Genomic DNA, 17105 nt, shown 5'->3' on the forward strand with positions numbered 1-17105 from the left:
AGTTCAGATATGACGAACCTCGACGATTTCGTACTCGATCAGTCCGCTAGGCGTCTTCACCGCGACTACATCGCCTTCTTCCTTGCCGACCAACGCGCGGGCGATCGGCGAACTCACCGACAGCTTGCCTTGCTTGATGTCCGCCTCATCGTCGCCGACGATCTGGTAGGTCACCTGCTCGTCGGTTTCGACATTGGCGATATCCACCGTAGCGCCGAAGATCACCTTGCCGGTCGGAGTGATATTGGCGATATCAATGACCTGCGCATTCTGCAGGCGACCTTCGATATCGCGAATCCGCGCTTCGACCATCCCCTGCTGCTCGCGGGCGGCGTGGTATTCGGCGTTCTCCTTGAGGTCACCCAGTTCGCGTGCTTCGGCGATGGCCTGGGTAATCTGCGGGCGCAGTATGGTTTTCAGGTGTTTGAGTTCTTCTTCCAGGGCGCGAGCACCCTGGACGGTCATGGGGAACTTGGTCATGCGTGGATTCCTGCATGGAGATCCTGCAAGCGGCGCACGGTCTTCTCGGGACCGAACTTGAGCGCCTCACAGATCGCCTGACCACCGGCAATGGTAGTGGTGATGCAGATCTTGTGCTGCAGGGCATTGCGACGAATGGAATACGAATCGGCGATCGACTGCCGTCCTTCGGTGGTGTTGATGATCAGTGTGACCTCGTCATTTTTGATCATGTCGACCACGTGGGGCCGCCCCTCGGTCACCTTGTTCACGCGGCGCACCGGCAATCCGGCCGCCTCGATGATGCGCGCCGTACCGGCGGTCGCGACCACCTCGAAGCCCAGCCCGATCAGATCGCGGGCGACCTGCTCGACGTAGGGCTTGTCGTCTTCGCGCACGCTGATGAATGCGCAACCGGAAGTCGGCAGAATTTCGCTGGCACCCAGCTGGGCCTTCGCGAAGGCCTCGGCAAAGCTGTCGCCAACGCCCATCACTTCGCCGGTGGACTTCATTTCCGGGCCGAGGATGGTATCCACGCCGGGGAACTTGGCGAAGGGGAATACCGCTTCCTTGACGCTGAAGAACGGCGGGATGATTTCCTTGGTGAAGCCGATCTCGGCCAGCGTCTTGCCAGCCATGACGCGCGCGGCAACCTTGGCCAACGACTCACCGATACACTTGGAAACGAACGGCACGGTGCGCGAAGCACGCGGGTTCACTTCCAGCACGTAGATGTCTTCGCCCTGCACCGCCATCTGCACGTTCATCAGGCCGACCACGTCGAGCTCGAGGGCCATCTTGCGCACTTGCTCGCGGATCTCGTCCTGAATGTGCTGCGGCAGCGAATAGGCCGGCAGCGAACAGGCGGAGTCACCGGAGTGCACGCCGGCCTGTTCGATGTGCTGCATGATCGCTCCGATCACCACCTGCTCGCCGTCGCACACCGCATCCACGTCCACCTCGATGGCGCAGTTGAGGAAGTGATCGAGCAGCACCGGGCTGTCGTTGGACACCTGCACCGCTTCGCGCATGTAGCGCTTGAGCTCCTCTTCCTCGTAGACGATCTCCATCGCGCGGCCGCCGAGTACGTAGGACGGACGCACCACCAGCGGATAACCGATGGCCTTGGACGCCGCGATGGCTTCTTCCTCGCTGCGTGCCGTGGCGTTCTGCGGCTGGCGCAGGTTCAGGCGCTGCACCATCTGCTGGAAGCGCTCGCGGTCTTCGGCGCGATCGATGGCGTCCGGGCTGGTGCCGATGATCGGCACGCCGGCCTCTTCCAGGGCACGGCAAATCTTCAGCGGCGTCTGGCCACCGTACTGCACGATCACGCCCTTGGGTTGCTCGACGCGGACGATCTCCAGCACGTCTTCAAGGGTCACCGGCTCGAAGTACAGCCGGTCTGAGGTGTCGTAGTCGGTGGAGACGGTTTCCGGGTTGCAGTTGACCATGATGGTCTCGTAACCGTCTTCACGCATGGCCAGCGCGGCGTGCACGCAGCAGTAGTCGAACTCGATGCCCTGGCCGATGCGGTTGGGGCCACCACCGAGAATCATGATCTTGTCGCGGCTCGACGGGTTGGCTTCGCACTCTTCCTCATAGGTCGAGTACATGTAGGCGGTGTCGGTGGCGAATTCGGCGGCGCAGGTGTCGACGCGCTTGTAGACCGGCAGCACCTTGAGCTTGTGGCGGTGGCTGCGCAGGTTCTTCTCGGTCACGCCGAGCAGCTTGGCCAGGCGCGCGTCGGAGAAGCCCTTGCGCTTGAGTTTGTACATCAGATCGCGGTCGATGCTGGACAGCCCCAGGGTCTTGACCTGCTCTTCTTCCTTGACCAGATCCTCGATCTGCACCAGGAACCACGGGTCGATCTTGGTCAGGGCGAATACGTCCTCGACGCTTTTGCCGGCGCGGAAGGCGTCAGCGACGTACCAGATGCGCTCAGCACCCGGCACGGTCAGCTCGCGCTTGAGCGTGCTCTCGGCCTCGGCGTCGGCGAGGTTCAGCTTCGGATCGAAGCCGGTGGCGCCAACTTCCAGACCACGCAGGGCCTTCTGCATGGACTCCTGGAACGTCCGACCGATAGCCATGACTTCCCCCACCGACTTCATCTGAGTAGTCAGACGGGCATCCGCCTTGGGGAATTTTTCGAAGGCGAAACGCGGGACCTTGGTCACCACGTAGTCGATCGCCGGCTCGAAGGAGGCCGGGGTGCGGCCGCCAGTGATGTCGTTCTGCAGCTCGTCGAGGGTATAGCCGACGGCCAGCTTGGCGGCGATCTTGGCGATGGGGAAGCCGGTGGCCTTGGAGGCCAGCGCCGAGGAACGCGACACACGCGGGTTCATCTCGATGACGACCATACGGCCGGTGTTCGGGCAAATACCGAACTGCACGTTGGACCCGCCGGTTTCTACGCCGATCTCGCGCAGCACCGCCAGGGAGGCGTTGCGCATGATCTGGTATTCCTTGTCGGTCAGCGTCTGTGCCGGAGCCACGGTGATCGAGTCGCCGGTGTGCACGCCCATCGGATCGAAGTTCTCGATGGAGCAGACGATGATGCAGTTGTCCTTCTTGTCGCGGACCACCTCCATCTCGTATTCCTTCCAGCCGATCAGCGACTCGTCGATCAGCAGCTCGCTGGTCGGCGACAGATCCAGGCCGCGCGCACAGATCTCCTCGAACTCCTCACGGTTGTAGGCGATGCCGCCGCCGGTGCCGCCCATGGTGAACGACGGACGGATGATGCAGGGGAAGCCGACCTTATCGAGCACGCCGTAGGCTTCGTCCATATTGTGCGCGATGCCGGAAACCGGGCACGCCAGGCCGATGTTCTTCATCGCCTTGTCGAAGCGCGAGCGATCCTCGGCCTTGTCGATGGTGTCGGCATTGGCACCGATCATCTCGACGCCGAACTTCTCCAGCACGCCGTGCTTTTCCAGATCCAGCGCGCAGTTCAGCGCGGTCTGGCCACCCATGGTCGGCAGCAGCGCGTCGGGACGCTCCTTCTCGATGATCTTGGCCACGGTGGCCCACTTGATCGGCTCGATATAGGTGGCGTCGGCCATCGCCGGGTCGGTCATGATGGTGGCCGGGTTGGAATTCACCAGGATGACGCGGAAGCCTTCTTCCTTAAGCGCCTTGCAGGCCTGCGCGCCGGAATAGTCGAACTCACAGGCCTGGCCGATAACGATGGGGCCGGCACCGAGGATCAGGATGCTTTTGATATCTGTACGTTTTGGCATTTTATTACTCTCGAATCCTTTGGTCAGTCGGCAGGCTTAGCGGCGCTTGGCCATGGCTTCGATGAAACGGTCGAACAGCGGCGCGACATCGTGCGGGCCGGGGCTGGCCTCGGGGTGGCCCTGGAAACTAAAGGCGACCTTGTCGGTGCGCTCGATGCCCTGCAGGGTGCCGTCGAACAGCGACTTGTGGGTGGCACGCAGATTGGCCGGCAGGCTCGCCTCATCCACCGCAAAACCGTGGTTCTGGCTGGTGATCATCACCACACCGCTGTCCAGATCCTGCACCGGATGGTTGGCGCCGTGGTGGCCGTTCGGCATCTTCATCGTCCGGGCGCCCGACGCTAATGCCAGCAATTGATGGCCCAGGCAGATGCCGAACACCGGAATATCGGTCTCGAGAATTTCCTGAATCGCCTTGATCGCGTAGTCGCAAGGCTCGGGGTCGCCCGGACCATTGGCCAGGAAGATGCCGTCCGGATTGAGCGCCAGCGCTTCGCTAGCCGGCGTCTGCGCCGGCAGCACGGTGACGCGGCAACCGCGCGCGACCAGCATGCGCAGGATGTTCAACTTGACGCCATAGTCATACGCCACCACGTGGTAAGGCAGCTCTGCGGCGGGAACTTCCGGGTGACTGTCGGTCTTCAGATCCCACACACTGGAACGCCACTCGTAGCGCTCGGCGGTGCTGACCACCTTGGCCAGATCCATACCCTTGAGGCCCGGGAAGCTGCGCGCCAGTTCCAGCGCCTTCTCTTCGGTGGCATCCGCACCGGCCAGGATGCAGCCATCCTGGGCGCCTTTCTCGCGCAGGATGCGGGTAAGCCGGCGGGTGTCGATTCCGGCGATGGCGACAGTGCCGTTGGCCTTCAGATAGTCAGGCAGCGACTGCTTGTTGCGCCAGTTGCTGGCCAGCAGCGGCAGATCGCGAATGACCAGGCCGGCCGCCCATACCTGACGGGCCTCGGCATCTTCCGGCGTGGTGCCGGTGTTGCCGACGTGCGGATAAGTCAGCGTGACGATCTGCTTGGCGTAGGAAGGATCGGTGAGGATTTCCTGATAGCCGGTCATGGCGGTGTTGAAGACCACCTCGCCAATGGTTTGCCCATCGGCGCCGATGGATTCGCCGCGAAAGATGCTGCCATCGGCTAGGGCCAGAATGGCTGGCGTAGTGGCTGGCTTAGTCAAGAGACCTCCCGTAGATCAAGGCTGAAGCAGACGCAGATTGTAAAAAAGCGGGATGACGTGTGAAGGTCATCCCGCTTTTTATTTGATTCATTTCTGCGCAACTTTTAGTGGACACACTAAAGCGGGAAGCTTACAGAAAATCCCCTTTCCGGTCCAGCCAATATAGCCCGCAAGCCGAGCGCGGGCAGACGGGACGGCATCCGCGTGCGCAAAAAACTCACTTGAGCCCCAGCACATCCTGCATATCGTAGAGCCCTGCGGGCCGGCCCTCCAGCCAAAGCGCAGCGCGTACCGCGCCCTTGGCGAAGGTCATGCGACTGGAAGCTTTGTGCGTGATCTCCACCCGCTCGCCATCGGCCGCGAACAGTACCGTGTGATCGCCCACCACGTCACCGGCGCGCACCGTGGCGAAACCGATGGTCTCGCGCTGACGCGCACCGGTCTGACCTTCGCGGCCGTATACAGCCACCTTCTGCAGATCACGCCCGAGCGCCTCGGCTACCACCTCGCCCATGCGCAGCGCGGTGCCCGAAGGTGCGTCCACCTTGTGCCGGTGATGCGCCTCGATGATCTCGATGTCCACCTCGTCGCCCAGCACCCGCGCCGCGGTATCCAGCAGCTTGAGGCAGAGGTTCACACCAACGCTGAAGTTCGCAGCGAAAACGATCGGAATTTCCTTGGCCGCAGCAGCCAGACGCTCCTTTTCCTCTGGCGAGAAGCCGGTGGTGCCGATCACCATCGCCTTGCCAGCACGCCGACAGACCTCGAGATTCTTCAGCGTCACCGAGGGATGAGTGAAATCGATCACCACGTCGAACTCGTCCACCGCTCGCGCCAGATCGCCGCTGAGCGGCACGCCAATACGACCGATCGCCGCCAGCTCTCCCGCGTCGGCACCGACCAGGGTGCTGTCCGGCCGATCCACCGCTGCCGTCAGACCGGCGGCACCCGCCGTCTGTTGCACCGCCTCGATCAGGGTCTTGCCCATGCGCCCGGCGGCGCCCATCACTGCAATACGTCGCATAGCATCAGCTCCAAGCTGCAAGCCCCAAGCGGCGGGCGGTCTCATCTAGGCCACTCGCCGCCTGCAGCGATCAAACATCACCAAAAAAGCGCTTCACGCCCTCGAACCAGCCACTGGCCTTCGGCGAGTGCGATGTGTCGCCCTGCAGCGTGCTGCGGAACTCCTCGAGCAGCTCGCGCTGGCGCTTGCCCAGATTGACCGGCGTCTCGACCACCACCCGACACATCAGATCGCCTGCCGCGCCACCGCGCACAGGCGCCACACCCTTGCCGCGCAGGCGGAACTGCTTGCCGGTCTGCGTGCCTTCGGGAATCTTCAGCTTGACCCGACCATCGAGCGTCGGCACTTCCAGCTCGCCGCCGAGCGCCGCATCGGCGAAGCTGATCGGCACCTCACAGTACAGATGCTTGCCATCGCGCTGGAAGATCGGGTGCTCGCGCACGTTGACCACCACATACAGATCGCCCGCTGGCCCACCCTGAGTGCCGGCCTCGCCTTCGCCGGACAAACGGATGCGGTCGCCGGTATCGACGCCTGCCGGCACCTTGACCGACAGCGTCTTCTGCTCCTCCACCCGCCCCTGGCCGTGACAACTGCCGCACGGATCGGAAATCATCTTGCCGCTGCCGTGGCAGCGCGGGCAGGTCTGCTGCACCGAGAAGAAGCCCTGCTGCATGCGCACCTGACCGATACCGCCGCAGGTGGTACAGGTCACCGGACTGGTACCCTTCTTCGCACCGGAACCATCGCAAGTCTTGCACTCGACCAGCGTCGGCACGCGGATGGTGACCGTAGTGCCGCGCACGGCCTCTTCCAGATCCAGCTCCAGGGTGTAACGCAGATCGCTGCCACGCTGCGCGCCGCCCCGCGAGGCACCACGCGCACCGCCGAAGAAGTCGCTGAACACATCGCCGAAGATATCGGAGAAATTGGCACCACCGTAGCCAGCACCCGCGCCGGCCCCCATCTGCGGATCTACACCGGCATGGCCATACTGGTCGTACGCCGCGCGCTTGCTCGCATCGGAGAGCACTTCGTAGGCTTCGTTGGCTTCCTTGAAAGCCTCCTCGGCCGCCTTATCACCCGGATTGCGGTCGGGGTGATGCTTCATCGCAAGGCGACGATAGGCCTTCTTCAGCTCCGCCTCGCTGGCGCCGCGCTCGACACCCAGCACCTCGTAAAAATCACGTTTGGCCATATGTTTCCTGAACCCTCAAATTCGTGCCCTCCAGACACGCCGACGCGGGAGCAAGCCCCCGCGCAGCGGTTACGCCCGCCCGGCCGAAGCCGGAACGGGTTGGAGCGGAAGCAAGCCGGGGCTTACTTGTTGTCCTTGACCTCTTCGAACTCGGCATCGACCACATCGTCGCCCGCCTGGTCCTTGTCCGCGGCCGGCTGACCTTCGGCGCCCTGCGGCTGCTCGGCATACATCTTCTGCGCCAGCGGCGTGGAGGCCTGGGAGACCGCAGCGATCTTGGCCTCGATCTCAGCCTTGTCGTCGCCCTTGATCGCCAGCTCCAGTTCGCCGATGGCCTTCTCGATGGCCGTCTTGTCATCGGCACTGGCCTTGTCGCCGGCCTCGGTCAGCATCTTGCGAGTGGCGTGGACCAACTGATCGCCCTGGTTGCGGGCGGTCGCCAGCTCCTCGAACTTGCGGTCTTCCTCGGCGTTGGCCTCGGCGTCACGCACCATCTGCTCGATCTCCTCCTCGGACAGACCGGAGTTGGCCTTGATCACGATCGACTGCTGCTTGCCGGTGGCCTTGTCCTTGGCGGACACATGCAAGATGCCGTTGGCGTCGATGTCGAAGGTGACCTCGATCTGCGGCATGCCGCGCGGTGCCGGCGGAATGTCGGCCAGGTCGAAGCGGCCCAGCGACTTGTTCTGCGCCGCCTGCTTGCGCTCGCCCTGCAGCACGTGGATGGTCACGGCGCTCTGGTTGTCATCGGCAGTGGAGAACACCTGCGACTTCTTGGTCGGGATGGTGGTGTTCTTCTCGATCAGCGGGGTCATCACGCCACCGAGGGTTTCGATACCCAGGGTCAGCGGCGACACGTCGAGCAGCAACACGTCCTTGACGTCACCGGCCAGTACCGCGCCCTGAATGGCGGCACCCATGGCGACGGCTTCGTCCGGGTTGACGTCCTTGCGCGCTTCCTTGCCGAAGAACTCGGCGACCTTCTGCTGCACCAGCGGCATACGAGTCTGACCGCCGACCAGAATCACGTCATCGATCTTCGACACGTCGATACCGGCATCCTTCAGCGCGATGCGGCAAGGCTCGATGGTGCGCTCGACCAGATCCTCGACCAGCGACTCCAGCTTGGCACGGGAGATCTTCACGTTCAGGTGCTTCGGACCGGACGCATCGGCGGTGATGTACGGCAGGTTGACGTCGGTCTGCTGGCTGGAGGACAGCTCGATCTTGGCCTTCTCGGCGGCTTCCTTCAGGCGCTGCATGGCCAGCGGGTCGCCCTTGAGGTTCATGCCGGTTTCTTTCTTGAACTCCTCGACGAGGTAGTCGATCAGCCGGATGTCGAAGTCCTCGCCACCGAGGAAGGTGTCACCGTTGGTGGCCAGCACCTCGAACTGGTGCTCGCCGTCGACCTCGGCGATCTCGATCACCGACACGTCGAAGGTACCGCCACCCAGGTCATAGACGATCACGGTGTGGTCGCCCTTGGCCTTGTCCATGCCATAGGCCAGCGCCGCCGCGGTCGGCTCGTTGATGATGCGCTTGACGTCCAGACCGGCGATGCGACCGGCGTCCTTGGTGGCCTGACGCTGGCTGTCGTTGAAGTAGGCCGGCACGGTGATGACCGCTTCGGTGACCGGCTCGCCCAGATAATCCTCGGCGGTCTTCTTCATCTTCTTCAGCACTTCGGCGGAAATCTGTGGCGGCGCCATTTTCTGGCCCTTCACTTCCACCCAGGCGTCGCCGTTGTCGGCCTTAACGATGCTGTACGGCACCATCTTGATGTCTTTCTGCACGACGTCTTCTTCGAAGCGACGGCCGATCAGACGCTTGACTGCATACAGGGTGTTCTGCGGGTTGGTGACCGCCTGGCGCTTGGCGGACTGACCGACGAGGGTCTCGCCATCATTGGTGTACGCGATGATCGACGGAGTGGTACGGCCGCCTTCGGCGTTCTCGATGACCTTGACGTTGCCGTTTTCCAGAATGGAGACACAGGAGTTGGTGGTCCCCAGGTCGATACCGATGATTTTGCCCATTTAATCTCTCTCCCGAATTTCGATTGGTCCGCGCCTGTTTACCGGCTGCGGTAACACAAAAACGCTTGGCTACCAGATGGGGGTCGCCCGCCCGAATTCAAGCCTGCTCGTCGATCGAAGGCACCGCTTGCGAAGGCGCCTTGCTCACCACGACCATCGCCGGGCGCAACAAGCGGCCATTGAGCAAGTAGCCCTTCTGGAACACCTTGAGCACGCTGCCCGGCTCGGCATGGGTGCTCTCTTCCATCGCCATTGCCTGGTGATGCTCCGGATTGAAGGGCTCGCCATGCGGATCGATCTGCGTCAACTGGTGGCGTGCCAGCGTGTCGAGCAGCAGTTTGAGGGTCAGCTCGAGCCCCTCGCGCACCGGTTTGACCGCTTCGTCGTCCGGCTTCGACAGCTCGAGGCCCCGCTCCAGACTGTCGGCGACGGCCAGCAGATCGCCGGCGAACTTCTCCAGCGCAAACTTGTGCGCCTTCTCCACGTCCTGCTCGGCGCGCCGACGGATGTTCTGCATCTCGGCCGCGACACGCAGCGACTGGTCCTGGGCGGCCGCCAACTGCTCTTCGAGCGACTGCACGCGAGCAGCCAGATCGTCGCTGGCAGCAGCCTGATCCTGCTCGTCAAAGGTCTGGTTTTCCAGGTTCTGCTCGTCGGCCATGCGTCCTCCTCCTCTCGATACGATTGCGGGCGAGCGCCCGCGCTTGTGCCGCTATATGGGGGCACCCTCGCGCGGTTCAAGGGCAGGTCGCGCCGACACCGATTGACGCGCGCCAGCCAGTTGCACTCCGTTCACAAATCCAAATCCGTCGGAGGCATATTGTGGCCGCCCCAAAAAGCACTGTATAAATAAACAGCCTCACAACCCGGAGCGCCTCCATGCTGATTCATCTTTCGGTTCACAACTACGCCATCGTCGAACACCTGGACCTCGAACTGAAACGCGGCATGAGCGTGATCAGCGGCGAAACCGGCGCGGGCAAATCGATCATGCTCGACGCCCTCGGTCTCGCGCTGGGCGACCGTGCCGACAGCAGCGTGGTGCGCCTGGGCGCCGACAAGGCGGACATTCTCGCCAGCTTCGACCTGGACGACATTCCCGACGCCCGCACCTGGCTCGCCGAGCGCGACCTGGACAACGACGGCCCGTGCATCCTGCGCCGGGTCATCACTGCCGAAGGGCGCTCGCGCGGTTACATAAACGGCGCCCCCTGCCCGCAAGGCGATCTCAAGGCGCTCGGCGAACTGCTGATCGACATCCACAGCCAGCACGAGCACCAGTCGTTGCTCAAACCCGACACCCACCGACGCCTGCTCGACGAATACAGCGCCGGCCAGGAGCTTGCCCGCCAGGTGCAACTCGCGGCCCAGCGCTGGCGCCAGACGCAACAGGCGCTCGAACGGCTGAGCAACAGCAGCGACGAGCAACGCGCGCGCCAGCAGTTGCTCAGCTATCAGCTCGAAGAACTGGAAAATCTTGCGCTCGCCGAAGGCGAACTCGAACAGCTGGAACAGGAACACAAGAACCTCGCCAACGCCGGCCAGTTACTGGACGCCTGCCGCCAGGTGACAGAACTGTGCAGCGAGAGCGACGCCGGCAATGTGCTTTCCGCACTGACCTCGAGCCTGCAGCGCCTGGCCGCGTTCCAGAATCAGGCGGGGGCGCTCGGCGAGGCCGTCAACCTGCTGGCCAGCGCCCAGATCCAGGTCGAGGAGGCGGTCGGTGAGCTCAATCGCTTCGTCGATCATTTCGATGCCGATCCTCAACGCCAGCAAGCGCTGGAAGAACGCCTGGACACCATCTATACGCTGGCCCGCAAGCACCGCGTGCAGCCTGTCGACCTGGTCGCGCTGCAGCAGCGCCTGCTGGACGAACTGGAAGGCCTGAACGCGGACGACGAAGCCATTGAACGACTGAGCGAGGAGTTGGCGGCCTATGCTCGCCACTACGAGGAAAAAGCCACAGAGCTGAGCCGCATCCGCCAGGCGGCGGCCGGGGAGCTGTCGCTCGCCGTGGAAGCCGAAATCCAGCGTCTGGGCATGCCCGGCGGACGCTTCAGCGTGACGTTGAAACCGGTCGCCGAGGGCGACTACCCGCCCTACGGGTTCGAGCAGGTGGAGTTTCTCGTCAGCGCCAACCCCGGGCAGCCACTACGTCCGCTGGCCAAGGTTGCCTCCGGTGGCGAACTGTCGCGCATCAGCCTGGCGATTCAGGTCATCACCGCGCAGACCTCGCGCGTTCCAACGCTGGTCTTCGACGAGGTAGATGTCGGCATCGGCGGCCCAACTGCGGAAATCGTCGGCCAGCTGTTACGTCGGCTCGGCGAGCGCGGCCAGGTGCTGACCGTTACCCACCTGCCTCAGGTCGCTGCCCAAGGCCACCATCATCTGTTCGTGCACAAGGCCCGCGACAACGAGCAGACGCGTACCGCCGTCGCCGAGCTGCGTGGCCGCGACCGCATCGAGGAAATCGCGCGCATGCTCGGAGGCGTCGATATCACCGAGCAGTCGTTGGCACACGCGCAGCAGATGGTCACAGCAGCGCAGGCCTGACCGCAGGTACGTCACGCATGAAAAAGGCGACTCACGAGTCGCCTTTTTCATTTCGCCGAAGGAGCTCAGTCCTTCTTACGTACGTAAAGCACCAGATTGTGATCGACCAGCTCATAACCATGACGCTTGACGATCTCTTTCTGGAGCTTCTCGATTTCCTGATCGAAGAATTCGATGACCTCGCCACTGTCGACGCAGACCATATGGTCGTGGTGACCGCTATCGGCCAATTCGAATACGGCGTGCCCGCCATCGAAGTTGTGCCGAACCACCAGCCCCGCGGCCTCGAACTGCGTCAGCACGCGATAGACCGTCGCCAATCCGACATCTTCACCCGCCTCCATGAGCGCCTTGTAGACATCTTCCGCACTCATGTGCCGCTGATCCGCGGTATCCAGCATCTGCAGGATCTTGACCCGAGGCAGGGTGACTTTCAGACCAACTTTTCGTAGTTCGTTATTTTCAACCATGGGTGGCTTTCTCGCTGCTGCTGTTTCGCAGCCTCCTTCAATGCAGGTATGATCCGGGTTTCGTTGCCCAGCCAAGATAGTGGAAGTCACCCACCGATGCAAAACACCAAGCTCATGCTGACCAGCCTCACGCTCGTGGGCTTGTTCGCAATCGCCGGTTGTTCTTTTCCCGGGGTTTACAAGGTCGATATTCAACAGGGCAATGTCGTCACGCAGGACATGATAGACCAGTTGCGCCCCGGAATGACCCGCAAGCAGGTGCGCTTCATCATGGGCAACCCGCTGATCACCGACACCTTCCACGCCAATCGCTGGGACTATCTGTACAGCATCCAGCCCGGCGGCAGCGTCCGGCAGCAGGAGCGCGTAAGCCTGGTGTTCGATGGCAGCGATCAACTGGTCGGCCTGGCCGGCGACTTCATGCCAGGCGTCAGCCGCGACGAAGCCATTCTGGGCACCTCGTCGACCACCACCCAGACTCCTGCCGAGCGCGACAACAAGCCGCAACAGACGCAGGAGAAACCCGCGCCGGGCTCGCTGCTGGAACAGATCCAGCGCGAAGTCGATGCCGCCGAGCCGGTGCCGGTGCCGATTCCCGAGCCTCTCGACGTCGAGTGATAAAAAAAGCCCGGTTCATACCGGGCTTTTTTATTCCTTCATTTCGGTCTCGGCGTCGTCGCTTTTGCTCTTCGCCGCGCGGGCGGCGCGCTGCTTGCGCACCTCTTTCGGATCGGCAATCAATGGCCGATAGATTTCCACCCGCTCACCATCCTCCAGCACTCGCTCATCCGGCTTGGCCACGGCTTTACCGAATATACCCAGCGGTGCATTCGCCAAATCCAGGCCCGGAAAGAACGCCTCCATTCCTGACCCCAGCGCCGCGTCGCGGACGGTGGTTCCGGCCGGCACGGTCAGGCGCAGCAGTTTCTGCTTGTCGGCCAGGGCGTAAACCACCTCGATCGCGACTACCGGCTTATCCATATAGTTGTTTAGCTCGCTCGCAGAACGCATCGACCAAGGTATTGGCCGCCTGATTGAACAGCGGGCCCAGCGTCGCCTTCACCAGCGGACCGGCATAGTCGAAGGTCAGATCGAGGCTTATTTTGCAGGCTTTCTCGCCGAGCGCCTTGAATTCCCAGATGCCGTGTAGATGACTGAACGGCCCTTCCTCCAGCGTCATCTCGATGCGCTTGCCGGCCTGCAACTCATTGCGCGTCATGAACTTCTGGCTGAGGCCCGCCTTGGCCACGGTCATGCTGGCATGCATCTGCGTGGCGCTGCTGGCCAGCACCTCGGTCGCCGAGCACCAGGGCAGGAATTGCGGATAGCTGGCCACGTCGTTGACCATGTCGAACAGCGCGCCTGCCGGGTACGGCAACAGCGCCGATCGTTGAATATGCGTCGTCATGCAGACCTTCTACTTCTTCATGCGCCAGAAGCGCGACCCGCCGGACCGTCACACAGGAAAGCCGGACTCCCCCGCACCACGGCGCGCGCAAAAAACCGACACATTGTCAGGGATAAGCACGCGCCCCTCAAGTTTCCTGCCGCAACGCCGCCGCTGCTTGTCGCCAGCCGCGATGCGACTGCCTATAATGCGCGCCCTATGGCCAAACAGAAGAAACAGTCCCCCGGGACCATCGCGCTGAACAAGAAGGCGCTACACGATTACTTCATCGAGCAGAAGTTCGAGGCCGGCCTCGTTCTGGCTGGCTGGGAAGTGAAAAGCATGCGCGCCGGCAAGGCGCAGCTGGTCGACAGCTACGTGCTGCTCAAGGACGGCGAGGCCTGGCTGATGGGCGCGCATATCACGCCGCTGACCAGCGCCAGCACCCACGTGATTGCCGATCCGACCCGCACCCGCAAGCTGCTGCTGAACAAGCGCGAGCTGGGCAAGCTGTTCGGTGCGGTACAGCAGAAGGGCTACGCCTGCGTGGCGCTGTCGCTGTACTGGAAGAGGCACATGATCAAGTGCGAAATCGCCCTCGCCAAGGGCAAGAAGGAATTCGACAAGCGCCACACCGAGAAGGAGCGCGACTCCGATCGCGAGATCCAGCGAGCGATGCGCACCAAGGGCAAGGACGACTGAGCCTCTCCCAGTCGAAGCCCCCATCGCGCACCCATAAGGCGCGCCAAACACTCAAGCCTTGTGACCGATCACGCTCCGATCACCGTGTCGACGCTGCGCGCGCGCCAGGCGCTGGGCCTCCTGCTGCCCCTCCGCAAGCACCTCCTGCACATAGTTGATGTGCCGATGAATCACTTCACGCGCCTCGCTGGCGCGCCGGGCCATGATCGCCTCGTACAGCTCACGATGCTGACGCAACAGCATGTCCCGGGTTTCATCCCGTAAGGCGTACATGCCGCCGATGTTGGTCACCACATTGCGCTTGAGCAGATCGAACAGGCCGCGAATCGTATGCAACAGCACGGCGTTGTGGCTGGCTTCGGCTATGGCCAGATGAAACTGCGCGTCGGCAGCCCCCTCTTCGGCCCGGGTCACCGTGCCCTCGCGGTCATAGCAGTCCTGCAGAGCCATAAACGCTTCGGTCAGACGCTGCTGATCCACCTCGGTAGCGCGCAAGGCTGCGTAGTAGGCGCAACTGCCTTCCAGCGTGTGACGAAACTCCAGCAGGTCCCGCTGAGCGTCACGATTGTTTTCCAGTAGATGCAGCAACGGATCGCTGAAGGTTGAGCCCAACGACTCGGCAACGAAGTTCCCACCGCCGTGGCGACTGATCAGCAGGCCCTTGGCCGCCAGCTTCTGAATCGCCTCGCGCAGCGAGGGCCGCGACACGCCGAACTGCTCGGCCAGCGCACGCTCGGCGGGCAGCCGCTCACCGGCCTTGAGCGTGCCCTCGAGAATCATGGTTTCCAGTTGCGCAACGATGTCATCAGCCAGCCGCCGCTGGCGCACCACTCCAACTTCCATCGCGACTCGCTCTCGATTGGTTTGACCACTTTAAGAATTACGTCAGCCTAACGATCAAGGAAACGCCTCGCAACGTTGCCGCGTACTACCAATGTCTAAAGTTGGCGAATTGACGCACTTGAGCGCGAACTCTTACGCTGGCATCTCGCTGCTGTAAATTGGTATTACCACTTTACAGCGCGTTCCCAACAAGAAGAGGTGCACTCCATGACGCCGTATCGAATCCGCCAATTGCCGCTTGCCGGCCCCCTCCAGCGCCTCGTGACGGCGGGAGTCTGAATCCATGTCAAACGGTCTTCTCGCGTTTCTCGCCTTCTCCCCCATTCTGCTTGCCGCCGTCCTGCTGATCGGCCTGCGCTGGCCGGCCAAGCGCGCCATGCCGCTGGTGTACCTGCTCACCGCGGGTATTGCACTGTATGTCTGGGACATGAGCTTCAACCGCGTACTCGCCTCGACCGTACAAGGTCTGGTGATCACCGCGGGCGTTCTGTGGATCATCTTCGGCGCGATCCTGCTGCTCAATACGCTCAAGCACTCCGGCGGCATCACCGCCATCCGCGCTGGTTTTACCACTATCAGCCCTGATCGCCGCATCCAGGCCATCATCATCGCCTGGCTGTTCGGCTGCTTCATCGAGGGCGCCTCCGGCTTCGGTACGCCGGCGGCCATCGCCGCACCGCTGCTGGTCGCCATCGGCTTCCCAGCCCTGGCTGCGGTCATCCTCGGCATGCTGGTGCAATCGACGCCGGTGTCCTTCGGCGCCGTCGGCACGCCGATCATCATCGGCATCAACGGTGGTCTGGACACCGCTACACTCGGCACCCAACTGACTGCCCAAGGCTCCAGCTGGGCAGCGTTCCTGCAACTGATCACCAGTGAAGTGGCGATTCTCCACGCGCTGACCGGCACCATCATGCCGCTGATCATGGTGCTGATGCTGACCCGCTTCTTCGGCAAGGAAAAAAGCTGGAAGGCCGGCTTCGAAGTCCTGCCGTTCGCCATCTTCGGCGGCCTGGCCTTCACCGTGCCCTACGTCGCCACCGGCCTCTTCCTCGGCCCGGAGTTCCCCTCCCTGCTGGGCGGCTTGATCGGCCTGGCCATCGTCACCAGCGCCGCGCGCGTCGGATTCCTGGTGCCGAAGAAGTCCTGGGATTTCGCTGATGCCAAAGACTGGCCGAGCGAGTGGCTCGGCAGCATCGAGATGAAGCTTGAGGATCTGACCGCCAAGCCGATGAGCACCTTCCGCGCCTGGCTGCCTTACGTGCTGGTCGGCGCGCTGCTGGTGATCAGCCGCACCATTCCGGAAGTCGGCGCCTTCATGAAGTCCATCGTGCTGGTGTTCCCGGATATCCTCGGCGAGGCCGGCATCAAGGCCGACTTCATGCCGCTGTACCTGCCGGGCGGCATTCTGGTCGCCGTGGTTCTCGCCACGTTCTTCCTGCACGGCATGAAGGTTCGCGAGCTGGCCGCCGCCGTCGGCGAATCGAGCAAGGTGCTGGTCGGCGCCGGCTTCGTTCTGCTGTTCACCGTTCCCATGGTGCGCATCCTGATCAACTCCGGCGTCAACACCGCGGAACTGGCGAGCATGCCGATCACCATGGCGCGCTACGTGGCCGACAGTGTCGGCTCGGTCTATCCGCTGCTGGCGCCGAGCATCGGGGCACTGGGTGCCTTCATCGCCGGCTCGAATACCGTCAGCAACATGATGCTTAGCCAGTTCCAGTTCGGTGTCGCGCAGAACCTCGGCATCTCCGGTGCACTGATCGTCGCCGCTCAGGCGGTAGGCGCCGCGGCGGGCAACATGGTGGCGATCCACAACGTCGTCGCCGCTTCCGCTACAGTCGGACTGCTCGGCCGCGAAGGAACTACGCTTCGCAAGACGGTATGGCCGACGCTGTACTACGTTCTGGTCTCGGGCCTGCTGACGCTGATCGCGATCTACGTGGTCGGCGTGACCGACCCGCTGGTCGGAGTGTGATTCAACCGTGAAGTCTTGCCCCGCCTTGCGC

The 17105-nt window shown here is 62.8% G+C and carries 15 protein-coding genes; 4 read left to right on the forward strand and 11 right to left on the reverse strand.

The features are described from left to right. Positions 1 to 3 precede the first annotated feature (3 nt). From greA to grpE, 7 genes are all read right to left on the reverse strand, one after another. The gene (greA, locus tag HU825_RS01675; RefSeq protein ID WP_043298163.1) at positions 4 to 480 is read right to left on the reverse strand and encodes a transcription elongation factor GreA; all 477 of its coding nucleotides are present in this window, start codon (positions 478 to 480) and stop codon (positions 4 to 6) included. Continuing rightward, positions 477 to 3698, reverse strand: coding sequence for a carbamoyl-phosphate synthase large subunit (gene carB, locus HU825_RS01680; protein ID WP_234302776.1), 3222 nt, complete (start codon positions 3696 to 3698; stop codon positions 477 to 479). Before carB ends, greA begins: the two co-directional genes overlap by 4 nt. Before the next feature lie 36 nt (positions 3699 to 3734). Beyond that, positions 3735 to 4883: a glutamine-hydrolyzing carbamoyl-phosphate synthase small subunit gene (carA, locus tag HU825_RS01685; RefSeq protein WP_043298165.1), complete on the reverse strand. Its 1149-nt coding sequence runs from the start codon at positions 4881 to 4883 to the stop codon at positions 3735 to 3737. 217 nt (positions 4884 to 5100) lie between these two features. Continuing rightward, on the reverse strand, positions 5101 to 5907 hold the full coding sequence (gene dapB, locus HU825_RS01690; protein ID WP_043298166.1) for a 4-hydroxy-tetrahydrodipicolinate reductase: 807 nt from the start codon (positions 5905 to 5907) through the stop codon (positions 5101 to 5103). Positions 5908 to 5977: 70 nt separating this feature from the next. Beyond that, the gene (gene dnaJ / locus HU825_RS01695; protein WP_077681982.1) at positions 5978 to 7105 is read right to left on the reverse strand and encodes a molecular chaperone DnaJ; all 1128 of its coding nucleotides are present in this window, start codon (positions 7103 to 7105) and stop codon (positions 5978 to 5980) included. A 122-nt stretch (positions 7106 to 7227) separates the two neighbouring features. After that, positions 7228 to 9141 carry a molecular chaperone DnaK gene (gene dnaK, locus HU825_RS01700; protein WP_043298168.1) on the reverse strand — a complete coding sequence of 638 codons (1914 nt, stop codon included), beginning with the start codon at positions 9139 to 9141 and terminating at the stop codon, positions 7228 to 7230. 97 nt (positions 9142 to 9238) lie between these two features. Continuing rightward, positions 9239 to 9802, reverse strand: coding sequence for a nucleotide exchange factor GrpE (grpE, locus tag HU825_RS01705; RefSeq protein ID WP_043298169.1), 564 nt, complete (start codon positions 9800 to 9802; stop codon positions 9239 to 9241). Between the two features lie 218 nt (positions 9803 to 10020). Here grpE and recN point away from each other — a divergent pair, with 218 nt between their 5' ends. Then, positions 10021 to 11694 carry a DNA repair protein RecN gene (gene recN, locus HU825_RS01710; RefSeq protein WP_138300387.1) on the forward strand — a complete coding sequence of 558 codons (1674 nt, stop codon included), beginning with the start codon at positions 10021 to 10023 and terminating at the stop codon, positions 11692 to 11694. Between the two features lie 65 nt (positions 11695 to 11759). On the opposite strand, the gene fur is transcribed toward recN, so the two are convergent. Next, positions 11760 to 12164 carry a ferric iron uptake transcriptional regulator gene (gene fur, locus HU825_RS01715; protein WP_043298171.1) on the reverse strand — a complete coding sequence of 135 codons (405 nt, stop codon included), beginning with the start codon at positions 12162 to 12164 and terminating at the stop codon, positions 11760 to 11762. Between the two features lie 96 nt (positions 12165 to 12260). Between fur and HU825_RS01720 the strand changes: the two genes are divergently transcribed. Further along, complete coding sequence (locus HU825_RS01720; protein WP_043298172.1) at positions 12261 to 12782, forward strand: outer membrane protein assembly factor BamE; 522 nt, start codon at positions 12261 to 12263, stop codon at positions 12780 to 12782. Between the two features lie 30 nt (positions 12783 to 12812). On the opposite strand, the gene HU825_RS01725 is transcribed toward HU825_RS01720, so the two are convergent. Then, entirely contained in the window at positions 12813 to 13145 is a 333-nt protein-coding gene (locus HU825_RS01725) for an RnfH family protein (protein WP_077681983.1), read from the reverse strand. Next, positions 13138 to 13572, reverse strand: coding sequence for a type II toxin-antitoxin system RatA family toxin (locus HU825_RS01730; RefSeq protein WP_008568970.1), 435 nt, complete (start codon positions 13570 to 13572; stop codon positions 13138 to 13140). Before HU825_RS01730 ends, HU825_RS01725 begins: the two co-directional genes overlap by 8 nt. Positions 13573 to 13770: 198 nt before the next feature. Here HU825_RS01730 and smpB point away from each other — a divergent pair, with 198 nt between their 5' ends. Next, positions 13771 to 14253 carry an SsrA-binding protein SmpB gene (gene smpB / locus HU825_RS01735; RefSeq protein ID WP_234302777.1) on the forward strand — a complete coding sequence of 161 codons (483 nt, stop codon included), beginning with the start codon at positions 13771 to 13773 and terminating at the stop codon, positions 14251 to 14253. Between the two features lie 51 nt (positions 14254 to 14304). Here the strand turns inward: smpB and HU825_RS01740 are convergent, their stop codons facing one another. Continuing rightward, entirely contained in the window at positions 14305 to 15096 is a 792-nt protein-coding gene (locus HU825_RS01740) for a GntR family transcriptional regulator (protein ID WP_037020250.1), read from the reverse strand. A 283-nt stretch (positions 15097 to 15379) separates the two neighbouring features. Between HU825_RS01740 and HU825_RS01745 the strand changes: the two genes are divergently transcribed. Next, entirely contained in the window at positions 15380 to 17074 is a 1695-nt protein-coding gene (locus tag HU825_RS01745) for an L-lactate permease (RefSeq protein ID WP_234302778.1), read from the forward strand. Positions 17075 to 17105 lie beyond the last annotated feature (31 nt).

It is taken from the genome of Pseudomonas phenolilytica (assembly GCF_021432765.1).
Classification (GTDB): Bacteria; Pseudomonadota; Gammaproteobacteria; order Pseudomonadales; family Pseudomonadaceae; genus Stutzerimonas; species Stutzerimonas phenolilytica.